The organism is Dokdonella sp. (assembly GCF_049593775.1).
Taxonomy (GTDB): domain Bacteria; phylum Pseudomonadota; class Gammaproteobacteria; order Xanthomonadales; family Rhodanobacteraceae; genus Dokdonella.
On record NZ_JBAWHJ010000010.1, the window covers coordinates 1 to 15,853 of the forward strand.

Annotated in this window: 15 protein-coding genes; 9 read left to right on the forward strand and 6 right to left on the reverse strand. The window is 59.8% G+C overall.

Annotated elements, in window-relative coordinates:
• The 4 genes from hutG to WBP53_RS00210 form a co-directional block, all read right to left on the reverse strand.
• The coding region (gene hutG / locus WBP53_RS00195) for an N-formylglutamate deformylase (RefSeq protein WP_423924737.1) at positions 1-633 on the reverse strand (633 nt) is incomplete at its 3' end.
• Positions 634-945: 312 nt separating this feature from the next.
• Positions 946-1,260, reverse strand: a complete 315-nt coding sequence (locus WBP53_RS00200) for a DUF6587 family protein (RefSeq protein WP_423924739.1) — start codon at positions 1,258-1,260, stop codon at positions 946-948.
• Positions 1,257-3,089: a ferrous iron transporter B gene (gene feoB, locus WBP53_RS00205; RefSeq protein ID WP_423924741.1), complete on the reverse strand. Its 1,833-nt coding sequence runs from the start codon at positions 3,087-3,089 to the stop codon at positions 1,257-1,259. Before feoB ends, WBP53_RS00200 begins: the two co-directional genes overlap by 4 nt.
• Positions 3,086-3,325 (reverse strand): FeoA family protein, encoded by a 240-nt coding sequence (locus WBP53_RS00210; protein WP_423924765.1) that lies wholly within the window; start codon positions 3,323-3,325, stop codon positions 3,086-3,088. The genes feoB and WBP53_RS00210 overlap by 4 nt, the downstream gene beginning before the upstream one ends.
• A gap of 247 nt (positions 3,326-3,572) precedes the next feature.
• Here WBP53_RS00210 and WBP53_RS00215 point away from each other — a divergent pair, with 247 nt between their 5' ends.
• The 9 genes from WBP53_RS00215 to WBP53_RS00255 all read left to right on the forward strand — a co-directional run bounded on the left by WBP53_RS00215 (position 3,573) and on the right by WBP53_RS00255 (position 15,025).
• Positions 3,573-4,367: an enoyl-CoA hydratase-related protein gene (locus tag WBP53_RS00215; RefSeq protein WP_423924743.1), complete on the forward strand. Its 795-nt coding sequence runs from the start codon at positions 3,573-3,575 to the stop codon at positions 4,365-4,367.
• Between the two features lie 121 nt (positions 4,368-4,488).
• Positions 4,489-6,516, forward strand: a complete 2,028-nt coding sequence (locus tag WBP53_RS00220; RefSeq protein ID WP_423924745.1) for an acetyl/propionyl/methylcrotonyl-CoA carboxylase subunit alpha — start codon at positions 4,489-4,491, stop codon at positions 6,514-6,516.
• Positions 6,513-7,169, forward strand: coding sequence for a hypothetical protein (locus WBP53_RS00225; protein WP_423924747.1), 657 nt, complete (start codon positions 6,513-6,515; stop codon positions 7,167-7,169). The genes WBP53_RS00220 and WBP53_RS00225 overlap by 4 nt, the downstream gene beginning before the upstream one ends.
• A complete protein-coding gene (locus WBP53_RS00230) occupies positions 7,166-8,062 on the forward strand; it encodes a hydroxymethylglutaryl-CoA lyase (RefSeq protein ID WP_423924749.1) in 897 nt (298 codons plus the stop codon). Before WBP53_RS00225 ends, WBP53_RS00230 begins: the two co-directional genes overlap by 4 nt.
• A gap of 222 nt (positions 8,063-8,284) precedes the next feature.
• Positions 8,285-9,601, forward strand: coding sequence for a PAS domain-containing protein (locus WBP53_RS00235; RefSeq protein WP_423924751.1), 1,317 nt, complete (start codon positions 8,285-8,287; stop codon positions 9,599-9,601).
• Between the two features lie 105 nt (positions 9,602-9,706).
• Positions 9,707-10,519, forward strand: a complete 813-nt coding sequence (locus WBP53_RS00240; RefSeq protein WP_423924753.1) for a cyanophycinase — start codon at positions 9,707-9,709, stop codon at positions 10,517-10,519.
• A 292-nt stretch (positions 10,520-10,811) separates the two neighbouring features.
• Entirely contained in the window at positions 10,812-13,004 is a 2,193-nt protein-coding gene (locus WBP53_RS00245) for a DUF3604 domain-containing protein (RefSeq protein WP_423924755.1), read from the forward strand.
• Between the two features lie 3 nt (positions 13,005-13,007).
• Positions 13,008-14,009, forward strand: coding sequence for a peptidyl-prolyl cis-trans isomerase (locus WBP53_RS00250; RefSeq protein WP_423924757.1), 1,002 nt, complete (start codon positions 13,008-13,010; stop codon positions 14,007-14,009).
• The gene (locus WBP53_RS00255) at positions 14,006-15,025 is read left to right on the forward strand and encodes a HupE/UreJ family protein (protein ID WP_423924759.1); all 1,020 of its coding nucleotides are present in this window, start codon (positions 14,006-14,008) and stop codon (positions 15,023-15,025) included. Before WBP53_RS00250 ends, WBP53_RS00255 begins: the two co-directional genes overlap by 4 nt.
• 10 nt (positions 15,026-15,035) lie before the next feature.
• Here the strand turns inward: WBP53_RS00255 and WBP53_RS00260 are convergent, their stop codons facing one another.
• A complete protein-coding gene (locus tag WBP53_RS00260) occupies positions 15,036-15,215 on the reverse strand; it encodes an adenosine deaminase (protein WP_423924761.1) in 180 nt (59 codons plus the stop codon).
• A gap of 122 nt (positions 15,216-15,337) precedes the next feature.
• On the reverse strand, positions 15,338-15,853 hold a 516-nt coding region (locus WBP53_RS00265; protein WP_423924763.1), incomplete at its 5' end, for a tetratricopeptide repeat protein.

A 15,853-nucleotide genomic window follows, 5' to 3' on the forward strand; every position in this document is an offset into this window, starting at 1 on the left:
GCCATAGTTGCGTGTGATGTAACCGCCCTTGAAGCGGCCGTTGGCGACAAAGCTGTAGTCAGTCTGCGCTTCGAGAACGCCAAGCAGGCGCTGTTCCAGGGTTGCGCGGCAACTGGCGCCTGCCGAGGTGCCGAGGTTGAAGTCCGGCAACTGCCCTTCAAAAAGAAACGGCACCACGCTGCGTATTGAGTGGCCTTCCCAAAGCGTGCAGCGGCCGTGTTCGATTCGAATGCGCTCCAGCTCGGCCGCAAGCGCCTCATGGTAGGGACGCCAGTAGTGATCTACGCGTTGGCCGATTTCTTCTGCCGTCGGCTGCATGCCATCCTGATAGACAGGCTCGCCCGAGAATTGCACGTTCGGACACAAGCCGGTCGTGTTCTGGCCCGGGTAAAGCGACACATCGTCCGGAGAGCGGTTCAGGTCGACGACATAGCGCGAGAACCGCGGCACCAGCACGGATGCACCAAGACCTCGCGCAAAAGCGTACAGCCGTGACACATGCCAATCGGTGTCTGGAACCCGCCGCGCGGATGCGGTCAGGCGCCCGAGCATGTCGTCGGGAATCGCTTCACCATCATGAGGCAAGCTGATCAGCAGCGCTTCGCTGCCCTTGTGCAACTGGAAGGTATTCATTGCTGTGTAAAGGAGCCTCTGATAGATCCCGGTACGGGAGTTGACCCTCATCGGAATGGCAATGACACAAACTCGTCATTCCCGCGCAGGCGGGAAGCGCTTCACAACAGCCGCATGGCTGGTCATCGCTTCTCAAGAGCCAGGTGGCTGGTCGTCCGGGTGGTGCGATTCGACAGTGGTAGATCCGTCGCCAAGCGATTCCCGCCTGTGCGGGAATGACGAGCCACAACAAGCGCCAATCTTTTCATGGCCTCTAGTCATGAACCATCTGGCCCATGGCTTCTCAAACCAGTGTAGCGCAGAGGCGCGGATTCAACCTGCTCGTCGGACCGGGTGCGGGGGAAATTTCAGGGGAATGGAAGCAACCGTGTCGGTGCTTGCCGATCCGCAACCGGCGCAGCTCGAACAACCCAGGCCTGATCCGCACTGGCCCTCCTTCGCTTCCTTCGGCTGCAGCCAATATCCAAGGCGACGCACGCCGGCATGACGTCGCGGTTGAGAGAGCGCCCGCGCAATTGCGCTTTGGATGCGTCGGACCGCGTTGGGCAGCAAGTGCCGTAGCGCGATGAAGGCACTGGCGAGCAGGATCAAAGCCAGCAGCAGGCTCTGGAGTATCTGGGTGCTCATTGACTCACCGCCAGGGCAATCTGATAGGTGAGCAGGGATGCAAGATAAGCCAGCGCGAATAGATAGCCCGCCATGATCCAGACCTGGCGCCAGGAATTGGTTTCGCGTTTCACCGTGGCCAGGGTCGACAGGCACATCGGCGCAAACACATACCAGGCGAGCAGCGACAACGCCGTGGCCATCGACCATTGCGTGGCTACGATCGCCTGCAGGCCATCCTCGTTGCCTGACAATGCATAAACCGTGGCCAGGGACGAGACTGCCACTTCGCGCGCAGCGAGTCCGGGCACCAGTGCGATGCAGATCTGCCAGTTGAATCCGATCGGTGCGAATACCGTGTGCAGCAATTGCCCGAGCTGGCCGGCATAGCTGTGGTTGATGGCCGGACCGATGGCATCGACTGGCGGCGCCGGGAAGCTCGAAAGGAACCACAGGATGATAGTGAGCGAAAGAATGATTCCGCCAACCCGCTTGAGAAAGATGCTGGCACGCTCCCACAGGCCAATCGCGATATCGCGCGGGTGCGGTATCCGATAGGACGGCAACTCCATCAGCAGCGCATGTTCGCTCTTGTCCTTGCGCACCAGCTTGATGACCCATGCCACGGCCAACGCACTGACGATGCCGGCGACATAGAGCGAAAACAACACGACACCCTGCAAATTGAAGATGCCGGCGACACTGCGATCCGGGATGAATGCCGCGATCAGCAGCGCGTATACGGGAAGGCGCGCCGAGCATGTCATCAAGGGTGCGATCAGGATCGTGGTCAGGCGATCACGCGGATCCTGGATGCTTCGCGTGGCCATGATGCCGGGAATCGCGCAGGCGAAACTCGACAGCAACGGGATGAAGGAACGACCGGTCAGGCCGGCTCTGAGCATCAATCGATCGAGCAGGAACGCAGCGCGCGGCAGGTAGCCGGATTCCTCCAGCGCGAGAATGAACAGAAACAGGATCAGGATTTGCGGCAAGAACACGAGCACGCCGCCGACACCGGCGAAGATGCCGTCCACGACCAGACTCTGCAGTATCGGCATCGAGCCCAGCGCGGCACCGACCCAGTCGCCGAGAAATCCAATGCCGGCATCGATGCCTTCCATCAGCGGAGCCGCCCACGAAAAGACGGCCTGGAAAATCAGGAACATGATCACGGCCAGCAGGCCGAGGCCGAGCAAGGGATGCAGGACGATACGATCGATCGCATCGTCAATTTCGGCGGTTCGTCGCGGCATCTGTACGGCATCCGCGATCATGCTGCGCACTTCCGCGTGCAGGTCGTCGCCACTTTGCAGAGCGGCCACTGCGGGCAGCTCGCCATCAAGCCGCGTGATGAGGTCGGCCGCGCCACCGCGGCGCACGGCAATGGTTTCAACTACAGGCATGCCCAGTGCAGCCTCAAGCTTCTGCACATCGATGGCGATGCCGCGCCTGCGTGCCGCATCCATCATGTTCAATGCCAGCACCATCGGTCGCCCGAGCCGTCGGACTTCAAGTACGAAACGCAGATGCAGGCGCAAGTTGGTTGCGTCAGCGACACAAACGATCACGTCAGGCGCCTTTTCGCCAGGGAAGTGGCCGAGACAGACGTCGCGGGTAATGACTTCGTCAGGGCTGGCTGCCTCAAGGCTGTAGGCACCAGGAAGGTCGAGTAGCTGGAACTTCCGGCCCGAAGGGCCATTGAACCGCCCTTCCTTGCGCTCGATCGTAACGCCGGCGTAGTTGGCAACCTTCTGGCGGCCACCTGTGAGCTGGTTGAACAGGGCCGTCTTGCCGCAATTGGGATTGCCGACCAGGGCCAGGCGCAGACTCGACTCCGAGGCGCTCATGACCGGACTTCCACGACTACCCGTGCCGCCTCGGTCCGACGCAACGCAAATCGGGTGTAGCCAATCTGGACCAGCAGCGGATCAGCACCGACAGGACCGCGTCCAACCAGCTTGACCGGCTCGCCGCGCACGAACCCGTAATCGCGCAGCCGCCGTGCGATCGGATCGATTTCGCCCATATTTTCGACTTCCTGAACCACGGCATCGACCCCTTGGGCCAGCTCTGACAACCGCATGTAAAGACCATGGCAAATAAGAATGGTTCGCATTATACGCCGATCTGGCTGATCCGGCGATGTTTGCTCCCACGGCAAGTCCTGCAGGTTTTTTCCGGAAACTCTATGATCGTGATCCGTTTGCGACTCGGGCCACCGCACGTCCCGAAGCCCGATCCGGAGACTTCGCAAGGAATTCATTTCCGAATGAGAGTGTCCGGCAGTCACGAACGACCTACGACCCACACGCAGACAATGGAAAGCAGGCATGACTGAAACCATCCGCGTCTCAAATCGCAGCGGCATCTGTGAAATCAGCCTTGATCGGCCAGGCACGCACAATGCGTTCGATGACAGGCTGATCAGTGAACTCACCGAGGCCCTCAAATCGGCAACCCAGGACGGCTCGGTCTGGGGTGTCGTCCTGACCGGCGAAGGCAAGACCTTCTCGGCCGGCGCTGATGCAAACTGGATGCGCTCCATGGCCAGCGCCAGTGAGCTCGAAAACCGCAACGATTCGCTGCGCCTGGCGGAATTGATGCGCACGCTCAATTTCCTTCCCAAACCCACTGTGGCGAGAGTCAATGGCTCGGCATATGGCGGCGGCGTGGGCCTGATCGCCTGCTGCGACATCGCCATCGGAATCGAGGATGCCAAATTCTCGCTGAGCGAGGCCAAGCTCGGTCTCGTCCCTGCCGTGATATCGCCATACGTGATAGCGGCAATCGGCTTGCGCCAGGCGCGCCGGCTGTTTGTAAGCGCGGAGATCATCAATGGCGAGGAAGCGCTTCGAATCGGGCTGCTTCACAAGGCGGTTTCGCGCTCTGATCTTGACGATGCCGTTGCGCACACCTTGCACTACCTGCGCAAATGCGGCGCACATGCCCAGGCCGAAGCCAAGGCCCTGGCGCTGCGTGTTGCCGGCTTCACCCGCGAGGATGCCCTGCGCATCGATGTCGAGAACGCCGCGCTGATCGCCCGCCTTCGCGTTTCCGACGAAGGTCAGGAAGGGTTGACTGCGTTCCTCGAAAAGCGCCCGCCGCGCTGGATATCGGAAGGCTGACATGCAGCGCTGCATGCAAGCTGCTGGCGTCATTTCGATCAGTCTGGCTTGCCACGCGTGCGGGCGCCTGATCGTTGTGACCATGAAGAATCGAATCAAGGACATGGGGATTCCATAACAGATGTTCAGCACGATCCTGATCGCCAACCGCGGAGAAATTGCCTGCCGCGTGATTCGGACATGCCGCCGTCTCGGCATACGCACGGTCGCGGTCTATTCCGAGGCGGATGCCACCGCCCAGCATGTGCGCCTTGCCGACGTCGCCTACCCTATCGGCGGACCGGCCCCCAAGGATTCCTATCTGCGTGGCGATGCCATCATCGAGGTCGCGCTGGCATCGGGCGCGCAGGCGATCCATCCCTGCTATGGATTTCTTTCCGAAAATGCCGATTTCGCCGATGCGGTAACCGCGGCTGGCCTCAGCTTCATTGGCCCTCCCGGAGACTCCATGCGAAAGATGGGCTCAAAGGCCGGCGCCAAGGACCTGATGGCCTCGCACGGCGTGCCTGTCGTGCCTGGTTACACCGGCGAGGATCAGGATCCTGCGCTATTGGCCCGCGAAGCAGAACGGGTCGGTTTTCCGCTGATGATCAAGGCGGCCTATGGCGGTGGTGGCAAGGGCATGCGCATCGTGCATCGCGCAGAGGAGTTTTCCGCCAATCTCGAATCCTGCCAGCGCGAAGCCAAAAACGCATTCGGGCGAGATCGCGTGTTGCTGGAACGCTATGTCGAAAAGCCGCGCCATATCGAATTCCAGGTGTTTGGTGACACCCACGGCAACATCGTTCATCTCAATGAACGCGAGTGTTCGGCCCAGCGTCGCTACCAGAAGGTCCTCGAAGAGACTCCATCACCGTTTTTGAGTGTGGAAAATCGCACGAAAATGGGTGATGCAGCGATCGGTGCCGCGCGCGCCCTCGACTACGTCAACGCCGGCACGGTTGAATTCATCGTCGGCCAGGGGGGCGATTTCTACTTCATGGAGATCAACACGCGCCTTCAAGTCGAGCACCCTGTCACCGAGATGGTACTGGGTCTGGATCTGGTCGAACTGCAGTTGCGTGTGGCAGCTGGAGAGTCCCTGCCCGCCTCGCTGATTCGCAACAAGTCGATTCCGGCCAATGGCCATGCCATCGAGGTGCGCCTGTACGCCGAGGATCCCGACCAGGGATTCCTGCCGGGTTCGGGAACCTTGCAAACCTTGCGCCTGCCCCCGCCATCACGCCACGTGCGCATCGATTCGGGAGTCATCGAGGGCGACAACGTCAGCGTTTTTTATGACCCGATGATTGCCAAGATGATCGTGTGGGATATCCACCGCGACGCGGCACTGCAGCGGATGCGCGAAGCCTTGGCCGAGGTCAGCGTGATCGGGCCGAAATCGAACGTCGCATTTCTCGAACGCCTGGTCCGGCATCCGGCTGTCGTCGATGGCAGTATCGATACCAGCTATATCGATCGTCATCTCGACGAATTCCTTGATTCCGACTCGCCGGACCAGGACCAGGGCGAACGCGTGCGCACTCCCCTGCACGCTGCGGCCATCGTTTCGCTGCTGGCAGATGAGTCGGCGGCCATCGAAGTGGCACGGCGCAGTGATGACCCTCATTCGCCTTGGCAACGTGCAGATGGCTGGCGGCATGGGCATCCAGGCAAGCGTCTCGTCGCATTGCTCCATGGCGACGAGCGAATCGAGATCGCAGCGCGAGGCGCGGAAGGCAACTATCAACTCATCGATGGCGATTCCCGGATCACGATCAGCCACGCAAGAATGACCGATGGCTGGCTCAGTGCACTCCATGACGGCGTGGCCAGGCGCCATCGTGTCTTCGTGGACGCGGCACGCATCACGATTCACGATGGCGAGCGCCGCGATCACTATGAGCATGCGCCGGCATTCGCCTTTGTCGCCGCCACCAGCGTGGAGTCCGACCGCGTGGTCGCACCCATGCCGGGACGCATCGTGGTGATCAAGGCGAAGCCCGGGGATGAAGTCGGCGAAGGCGCGGAACTGCTGGTGATGGAAGCGATGAAGATGGAGTTGACCCTGCGCGCCCCTCGAGACGGACGCATCGAGGCAATCCAGGCCGAAGCGGGTGACTTCGTGGATGCCGATGCCATCCTTGTCCGACTGGAACCGATCGAATGAAAACGAGAATGATCGCCCCGCTGTGTGCCTTCCTGCTCCTGTGCGCATGCACGGAAACACGCTTTGAATCGCCTCCGGGAGACAGGATTGAAGCCTGCGACCCCGAGTGGAAGGGACTCTGGGTGGATGCCTCCGAAAATGTAGCTGGCAAGGACAAGGACGACATCGCATTTCTGGTCGATCAGGAATGCCGCTTCCTGCTGCTTGAACGCCCGGAGAAGGATGGCCCGCTGAAGCAGATCCATATCCCGGTGAACTACGTCCACGACCGTGGCAAGCACTATCTGGTGATTCCCGACAACCAGCTCGCCGGGGTCGCAGATGTGGGCCCGATCCATCGCATGAAGCCCTCGCCCGCCAAGGCGTTCTTCATTGCGCGCTACGAGATGAATCAGGGCAAGTTGAACATTCATGGCATCGATTCAACCCGCGCTGCGCACCTCATCATCGATGGCGAGATTGAAGGCACGGTTGATAGTGGCGACCGCGAACTCCATGTATTCGTCAAGGGCGACCGCCAGCAGATCCTCGAGATCTTGCGCAAGCATGATCTGTTCGTGGAAAAGCCCGAGGCCGAGGCAAGGCGCAGCAGGCAAAGCCTCGAAGAATACGAACGCAGCTATCGCGCCCGTCGTGACCGGAAGACCCCATGACTCCGTTGCCGGACAGTGTTCGAATCGTTGAGGTAGGCCCGCGAGATGGCCTGCAGAATGAAAAGACGATCATCCCGGCCGCGACCAAGATCGAATTGATCAGGCGCCTCGGCGAATGCGGCTTGCGCAGCATCGAGGCGACCAGTTTCGTCAGCCCGAAATGGGTACCGCAACTGGCTGACGCGGCCGAAGTGTTCGCTTCAATCACGCAACTCCCCGGGGTCAGCTACCCGGTCCTGGTTCCGAATGAGCAGGGCTACGACCGCGCGCGCGCAGTCGGAGCCAGAGAGGTCGCGGTATTCTCGGCAGCCTCCGAAGCGTTCAACCGGAAGAACATCAACGCCTCGATTGATGAGTCGATCGAGCGATTCCGACCCGTACTCGAAAAGGCAGAGGCCGACGGGGTCAAGGTCCGAGGCTATGTCTCGACCGTGCTCGGATGTCCGTATCAGGGAGATGTTCCACTCGGCGACGTGGTGCGAGTCGCCGAACGCATGCATCGACTGGGCTGCTACGAAATATCGCTTGGCGACACCATTGGCATGGGAACACCGCTGAAGGCGCGCGCCATGCTGCGCGCGGTGGCTGACTCGGTGCCAATCTCTGCGCTTGCCATCCATTTCCACGACACCCGGGGCCAGGCCCTGGCCAATGTACTGGCGTGTCTCGAAGAGGGCGTGTCGGTCGTCGACAGCGCCATCTCGGGCACCGGTGGCTGCCCGTACGCGAAGGGAGCGACCGGAAACGTAGCCACCGAGGATGTGGCATACATGCTCGAGGGGATGGGAATAGAAACGGGGCTCAAGCTCGACAAATTGATCGAGACCGGGCTTTGGCTGTCTGCGCAACTTGGTCGCGAGACTTCGAGCAGAGTAGCCCGCGCAGGCACCTGAAACGTCCGACTCGTCCGCCCCGGGTTTCGCGATAGTTTCCGCGCTGGCTGGACGATTCATCACCATGAAGTCGGCGAGTCGCAGCCCGGCCTCGCACCAGGAATTCCCCGGAATGTGGCAAAGCGTCTCGGCTTGCGTGGACAGGCAATCGCGCGGTGCTATGCTCCCAATCGATACGGAAATAATGGATGCCCGTTGGGCGCTCGCGGAAGGATTTGCGCGATGGTCGGGAATCAGACGTCACTGGAGAATTGGGCGCAACCCGAACAGAAGAATTCAAACTCTTCTGACAATGACATCTGGTCCCAGCTCAGCGAGCTTGCCTCACGCCATGAGGCTGACCCCGTCCTGCATCTGCTCGTCAGTGATGCCATTTCCAGATACGAAGATCTACGCGGCGTCACGGCAACCATTGCCAGTCGATACCGCGCACTGGTCGATGCAATTCCAGACGCCATCATCATCCACGATGCAGCCGGCCAGGTCGTGGACGCCAATGACACTGCGTGCAAGCTGTTTCGGCACGAGCGCGAGGTGCTCCTGCGATCCACCATTTTCACCTTGCATCCGGAACTCCCTTCCGAGTTCCTGTCCGCTCTCAACGGTGCGCAGGAAGGCGCAACCGGCCTGACCTCAAACTCATCGATTCGCCACGAAGATGGCACATCTTCAGATCTCGAGATCAACGCCCGACAGTATCTCGATGCCGGGCGTGTCCGCATCATCACGGTGGTACGTGACCTGGGTCAGCGCGAAATTGCGACTCGCCAGCTACGTGGTTCCGAAGCCTGGCTGCGAGCACTGCTGGAATCAACCGGCAAGGGCGTCATCGTGTGGAGTCGCGGCGGACGCATCCTGAGTGCAAACCCCGCTGCTTGCAGGACACTGCAAATGAATGAGGCAGAGCTGCGTGCGCTCGGTACGGATCAACTGGAGCGATGGCGCTATCTCGACGATTCAGGGCAGCCCATGGATGCCGCGGCGCTGCCATGGAATCGTGCGCTCGCGACCGGGAAACCACAGGAATCGATTGTCTTCGGGATCAGGCTTCCTGGCGAAAACCCGGCACTCTGGTTGGCCGCCAGTGCAGTACCGTATCTCAACCCTGACGAGGCCACGCCAGACAAGTCGACTTGTATTTTTTCTGACGTGACCGCGCTGCAACGCGATGCCATGATGTTCGCCCAGACTCAGGCCCTGCACAGCCTCGGTGCCTGGCAACTTTCCTTCGAGTCACATGCCCTGCTCTGCTCGTCCCGGATGCATGCGATTCTCGACGTTCCGACGACCACCCCCATGACCCGGGATCGGATGCTGAGCTACTTCGCCGGATCGGACCTCGATCGGTTCCGGAAGGCAATTCAAGCCACACGTGAAGGTCGACCCGATCGGTTTGATGCTTGCATGACCACTGCAATCGGGCGCAAGCGCCGGGTCCGCATCCGCGTGCGACCCTTGCGTATTGGAAATACCGTAGGCGCCGCGTTCGGCACGCTCAGAGACATCACGACGGAATCGACCGACGCCCCCGAGGGCTGAGGCAACGCCAGCTACCGCTTGTCCAGACGTCCCCCTTGGTCCCTCCGCAGGCTCACTGGGCTCGATGGCGGTGTAGTATCGTTTTTTCTCCTGCGGAGCAGACGCGTGCCGGCCAAACTTGCCCCCGAACGAAGTCGCGGATCGATCATTGCCTGCGGCGAACTGCCAGCCAACCAGCGCACACCGCAGTTGCTCGGGCGGCTGGTTGGTCTGGTAGGCGATTCACCGCGCATCGTCCTCGTCTCCGCTCTCGACCAATCCGACGACGACGACATCGAACTTGAAGCCATGCTGATTGCTGCTGGTTGCTCGCAACTGCATCGCCATGCACTGACCTCTCGAGCCGAGGCGGAGAATCGCCAGATGCTCGATCTGGTCGAGCAGGCCGAGATGATCATCCTCAATGCCGAGCAGCCACTCAAATTGAGCACTCTGGTCGGTGGAACCACACTCGCGCGCCTGATCCGGCGTCGCAATGCCTCAGGCATGCCCGTCTGCGGCATCGGTGCAGGCGCAGCCGTACTCTGTGAACACATGCTTGCCTCCGGCGCCCACGGTCCCACGCCTCATGTCGGAAGTGCGACCCTGGCGCCGGGACTTGGCCTGACCAATCGAGTCGTCATTGACCAGGGTGGGCACGCGAGTGATCGCCTCGGCCGGCTGCTTGCCGCGCTGGCGCTGAATCCATTTGCGCTGGGCCTTGGCATCGATGCATCAACAGTTGCCATCATTGGTCCGGACAATGCACTCGAAGTGCTCGGCAGTGGCGGCGTGACGATCATTGATCCCAGTGAAATGGCCGATTCAAATGCTGCCGACCTCGAACACGGCGAGCCAATCCGGATCACCAACATGCGCCTGCATTCGCTGACCGGCGGGGCGCGATTCGATCTTGATTTTCGCCGAACTATCGATTGATGGTCATGCGCGGTCGACCCGGCCTCGACTGCGGCAGGACTTGCACAGCAGGGGAGACACACCCTCGTACTCGACTTTACCGGGCAACGAAGTTGTTATCGCCATAGGAGCCGAGCCGGTTGCCTGATTCTGCCCCGATACCGACTTGGTCGCACCAGGGCATGGCACAAAAAAAGATGCCGGATGTCATTGATTGAATCAAAATGGAGCGTCTGCAAGCCGAAGTTTCCATCGCGGTCGCTCAGCCAGATATTTGAAGCAGGTCAACAGCCATATGGCTCGGGAGGATTACATGCGTGCACCTATTGGAAGAATCGCCCTGTACGTTGCAGTGGTTTCGGCCCTGGCGTCAGCCCCGGCGTTCGCCCAGGAACGGAATGCCTACTTCGGTCAGACCCACCAGCACACCAGCTGGTCGCTGGATGCCTACCTCATGGGCAACACGACAACGGGACCGGCGCAAGCATACGAATATTCGATGGGAGAGACGATCAAGCATCCCGCCGGGTACAACGTGAAAATCAAGACGCCACTGGACTTCCAGGGCGTTACGGACCACTCGGAATATGTAGGCGTCATGCGCCTGGCCAACGACCCGAGTTCTGCAATCAGCAAACTGCCGATCGCCGAGAAACTCCGGGTGACAAAAGACAACCCGATGGTCAAGGTATTCCAGTGGATGGCAGGCAGCCTTGCCGACGGCAAGCCGATCGAGTCATTGCTCTCCCCCGAAATCATCGAGTCGGTATGGCAGAACAACACCAAGATCGCTGACAAATATAACAAGCCCGGCAAGTTCACGACCTTCTGCTCCTATGAGTGGACCTCGATGCCACAGAATCAGAACATGCATCGCAATGTGTTCTTCAAGAGCTGCAACGACCTTCCCAAGGCTCCGTTCTCGGCAATCGATTCGGACCATCCGGAAGACCTCTGGAACTGGATGGATAGCCAGCGCAAGAACGGCACCGAACTGCTGGCGATATCACACAATGCCAATCTTTCGAACGGCCTGATGTTTCCACTGGAGCTCGACAGCAAGGGCAAGCCGATTGATGCCGCGTGGGCGCAGGACCGAATGAGGAATGAGCCATTGACCGAGATGAAGCAGGTCAAGGGCACCTCGGAAACCACTCCGGCGCTGTCGCCGAATGACGAGTTCGCCGGCTTTGAGCTGATGAACTATCTGATCGGCCTCGACAACAGTTTTTCGAAACCCAACGGCAGCTACATCCGTCAGGCATTCCAGAACGGATTGGCCATGCAGGATACGCATGGCTACAACCCGTACAAGATGGGTGTAGTTGGCGCCGGTGACTCGCACAATACGGCAACTGCGTATTCGCAATCCGACTATTTCGGGGACCATGGCGATATCGACCCCACTCCCGAGGTCCGGCTGTCGGGGAAAGTGGTATCCGGCATGACCGTCATTGAAACGGGAACCTCCGGACTGGGTGGCGTCTGGGCGGAGGAAAATACGCGCGAATCCATCTTCGATGCAATGCAACGCCGGGAGGTTTTTGCAACCAGCGGAGTGCGGCTCAAGATTCGCATGTTCGGTGGGTTTGGATACGACAAGGACATGATGTCCAAATCGGATTGGGTGAAGAACGCCTATGCGGGAGGCGTGCCCATGGGCGGTGACCTGACCGGGGCCAAGGGCAAGGCGCCGACGTTCGTTGTGTGGGCCTTGAAGGATCCCGTAGACGGCAACCTCGATCGCATCCAGATCATCAAGGGCTGGACCAGAGACGGCCAGATATTCGAAAAGATCTACGACGTTGCCTGGTCCGGCGATCGCAAGCTGGATCCGGTCACCGGCAAGCTCCCCGCGATCGGCAACACGGTCGATATCAGCAAGGCAACCTACACCAACGATATCGGTTCCGTGGAGCTGAAGGCGATGTGGACGGATCCTGATTTCGATGCCTCCCAGAACGCATTCTACTACGCCCGTGCCTTGCAGATTCCGACCCCGCGCTGGAGTACGTTTGATGCGTTGAAGCTGGGCGTGCTTCCACCCGGCAATGTTCCGGCAACGATCCAGGAGCGCGCCTGGGGCACTCCGATCTGGTACACACCAACCGAGGCCGAAGCCGCCAAGGCAAAGTCCGGCCTGATGGTTGCCGACCTCGTCAAGAACAAGGCAACTGCACTCGATGATGCTGAGCTCAAGGAGCTCGTTTTCGGCAAGAACTTGCGGGTACGCAACAACGTGACTGGCCTCACATCGAACGTCTTGTTCGGAATGGATGGCAAGCGCATTGCCACCGAGCTGGACAGCGAGTTGTCGCAGGGCGGTAGCTCGAACAGTGTTTCGAGCACGTCGGCGGCGTACGAGATCAAGGATGGCCACATCGTTACGACCATCGAGGGAACACCATTCGAATTGACCGTCTACCGCTCTGGCGACAAGTACGTTGCAGCCCGCAATGATGAGTTTGGCCATGCCAACTATGAGCTGGTGAAAGCGGCGAACTGACCGATGCCAGCGAACAACGGAGCGCATCCACGCGCGCAGTCGGAAATCGAAGCGTCGAAAGGACGCTCGACCTTGGCAGGCAAGCCCGGCGGACGCATGCGCCGTCTGCTGGGAGAGCCATTGGTCCATTTCTTTGCCGTCGGTGCGCTTGTGTTTGGCGCGTACTGGTTGCTTGAGCCGGACGCGGCGCCAGATACCCGGAAGATCGAGATCAGTGCCAACGATGTTCGACAGATCATCGTCGCCTGGCTCGCTCAAGGCCGGTCGCCACTTACCCGGGATCAGCTGCAAAGCCTGATCGATCAGAAGGTCTCCGAGGAAGTCCTGTTTCGCGAGGGACTGGCCTTGGGCCTGGACAGGAATGACGAGATCATCAGGCGCAGGGTCGCGCAGAAAATGGATTTCCTGGCCGCTGACGTGGCTGCATTGCAGGAACCGGAAAAAGCGGAACTCGAGACCTGGTATTCCGCGAATACGGACCGCTTTGCGGTGCCACCCCACATGAGTTTTCGCCAGCTCTATTTTTCACCTGACCTGCACGGCGAGAACACGCAGGACGCGGCGAAAGCGGCGCTGGATGCGATCGCCGGCAAGGCTGCCGATTCCGCCGAAGTGGCGGCAGTCGGCGACTCATCCTCCTTGCGCAACTACTACCGCAAGGCTACGCCCGAACTCATGCTGAAGGAATTCGGCCCCGACTTTGCAACGGAACTGTTCAAGCTTCAGCCAGATGGCTGGCGCGGTCCGATACAGTCCGGATACGGCTGGCACCTCATCTGGATTGATTCGGTCGAACCGGGTCGCGTGCCGAGCTTTGCCGAAGTCGAGACCGAGGTGAAGTCCGCTTGGCGCGATGCGCGTTACCTGGAAATCAAGCGCGACGCACTTGAAGAGATGCGTGGGCAATACACGGTGGTCGTACCCCCGCTTGATACGATCGACATGAGCAACCTTCTCGGCACTGAGCAGACACCCACCGTTTCTCCGGAAATGATCCCGCAATGAGTCGTGCCGTTCGGATGGGTGTTGCGGCCCGGGGATTCTTGCTCGTATTCGCATTCCTGATTCTGGCAGTCCCTTTTGGCGCTTCGGCGCACGAGGTGAGGCCGGCCTATCTGCAGATAGATCAGGTAGGGCCCGCACGCTTCAATGTGCTCTGGCGCACGCCAATGCTCTCCGGGATGCGACTGCCGGTCATTCTCCGGTATTCCGACGGAATCAAGGTGGTGGCAGGCCCTTCCGAGAAGCAACTACCGGACTCCCTGGTCGAGCGCAGCATCATCGACGCACCTGAGGGACTGATCGGGGAGCGCATCACCTTCTTCGGGCTTCAGGCAAGCATCACCGATGTCCTTGTCCGGGTGAAGCTCCAGGATGGCACGGTGACCACGACCCTGGTTCGCCCGTCCGAACCGTGGATAGAAGTCCAGGCGAAAGAGAGTTCCTTCCAGGTCATCAAGGTGTTCCTGGTCGAAGGAATCGAGCACATTCTTTTCGGCTTCGACCATTTATTGTTCGTCCTCGCCCTGATGCTGATCGTGAGAAGTACGCGTACCCTGCTGCTGACGATTACCGCGTTCACGGTTGCACACTCGATTACGCTCACTTTCGCGACGCTCGGCTGGGTGACACTGCCATCCGGGCCGGTCGAAATCATGATCGCGCTCAGCATCGCCCTGGTCGCGGCCGAGATCGTCGCGAAGGAAAGGGGGAAAACCAGCCTGGCCATCTCGGCACCGTGGATCGTGGCCTTTGCATTTGGTTTGCTGCACGGATTCGGATTTGCGGGCGCGCTGAAGAATCTGGGGCTGCCGCAAGGTGATATCCCGCTGGCCCTGCTTTGCTTCAACGTGGGTGTCGAGATCGGCCAGTTGATGTTTATAGCGCTGATACTTGCGATGGCCGCTTTGATTCGACGGTTCGTCAAAGTCCCACGAAGGGCCCTTGAATTCTCGGCCTATGGCATCGGAATCGTTGCGGCGTTCTGGACTGTTGAGCGCCTGCACTCGACATTTGCCTAAGGCAGCGCTGTCAACGTTGGCTGCGGAAAATCTCGCGCAGAAGCGTCGCACTCTGATTGACCAACAGCCCTGCGCTTGCGTCGATCTGGTGATTGTGCCGCGGTGAATTCAGCGTGTCGAAGACGCTACGGGCTACACCCGTTTCCTGCATTCGTGATACGGGGTAGTCAGGCAACGCCTTGTTCGACATGGGTTAGTTGAATAGCCACGCAGGCTATTGGACGCATGATTGGTTTCATGAATTTCTTCCGCTTTGTTTGGCGCGCTCCATGCTGCGGCACCAAACTCGCGTTCCCCGCCATGGAAGAATGGCTATATCGAACTACCAGCGGCGTTTCCTGCTTTGGATTTCAAGTATCGATCCAGCGGAATCAGCAGGTTGCTGGCCGTTGCCATCTCACCAAAAAGCTCCTGGGCTGCAGCGACCATATCGGGGGTCAATCCCTTGGTCGCTGCCAGATTCGCTTTGGCATGATTTGCGGGTGAACTATCCATGGTTGCTGATTGCAGAAGCAGGGCCACGCCGGCAATCTTGTCCATCTTCACACCGTCGCCGCGCACATAGAGCATGCCCAGATTGCCGATGGCGAGCGCATCGCCTTGCACCGCCGCCTTGCGATACCACTGGTTGGCTCGCGAGAAATCCACGGCGGTGCCACGACCGTTTTCATAGAGCACACCCAGGTTGAATTGCGCGTTGGCATTCCCCAGCTCCCCGGCCTTCTGATACCAGTAGGCCGCCTCCTTTTCATTCTTGGCGATTCCCATGCCTTGCTCATACATCAAGCCCAGATTGAACTGGCAATCGGAATCACCTTTATCCGCCCC

Bases quoted from the DNA above. Each gene is read 5' to 3' on its own strand.
- WBP53_RS00200 (WP_423924739.1), bottom strand. From the start codon at position 1,260: ATGAGCACCCAGATACTCCAGAGCCTGCTGCTGGCTTTGATCCTGCTC.
- feoB (WP_423924741.1), bottom strand. From the start codon at position 3,089: ATGAGCGCCTCGGAGTCGAGTCTGCGCCTGGCCCTGGTCGGCAATCCC.
- WBP53_RS00210 (WP_423924765.1), bottom strand. From the start codon at position 3,325: ATGCGGTTGTCAGAGCTGGCCCAAGGGGTCGATGCCGTGGTTCAGGAA.
- WBP53_RS00215 (WP_423924743.1), top strand. From the start codon at position 3,573: ATGACTGAAACCATCCGCGTCTCAAATCGCAGCGGCATCTGTGAAATC.
- WBP53_RS00220 (WP_423924745.1), top strand. From the start codon at position 4,489: ATGTTCAGCACGATCCTGATCGCCAACCGCGGAGAAATTGCCTGCCGC.
- WBP53_RS00225 (WP_423924747.1), top strand. From the start codon at position 6,513: ATGAAAACGAGAATGATCGCCCCGCTGTGTGCCTTCCTGCTCCTGTGC.
- WBP53_RS00230 (WP_423924749.1), top strand. From the start codon at position 7,166: ATGACTCCGTTGCCGGACAGTGTTCGAATCGTTGAGGTAGGCCCGCGA.
- WBP53_RS00235 (WP_423924751.1), top strand. From the start codon at position 8,285: ATGGTCGGGAATCAGACGTCACTGGAGAATTGGGCGCAACCCGAACAG.
- WBP53_RS00245 (WP_423924755.1), top strand. From the start codon at position 10,812: ATGCGTGCACCTATTGGAAGAATCGCCCTGTACGTTGCAGTGGTTTCG.
- WBP53_RS00250 (WP_423924757.1), top strand. From the start codon at position 13,008: ATGCCAGCGAACAACGGAGCGCATCCACGCGCGCAGTCGGAAATCGAA.
- WBP53_RS00255 (WP_423924759.1), top strand. From the start codon at position 14,006: ATGAGTCGTGCCGTTCGGATGGGTGTTGCGGCCCGGGGATTCTTGCTC.
- WBP53_RS00260 (WP_423924761.1), bottom strand. From the start codon at position 15,215: ATGTCGAACAAGGCGTTGCCTGACTACCCCGTATCACGAATGCAGGAA.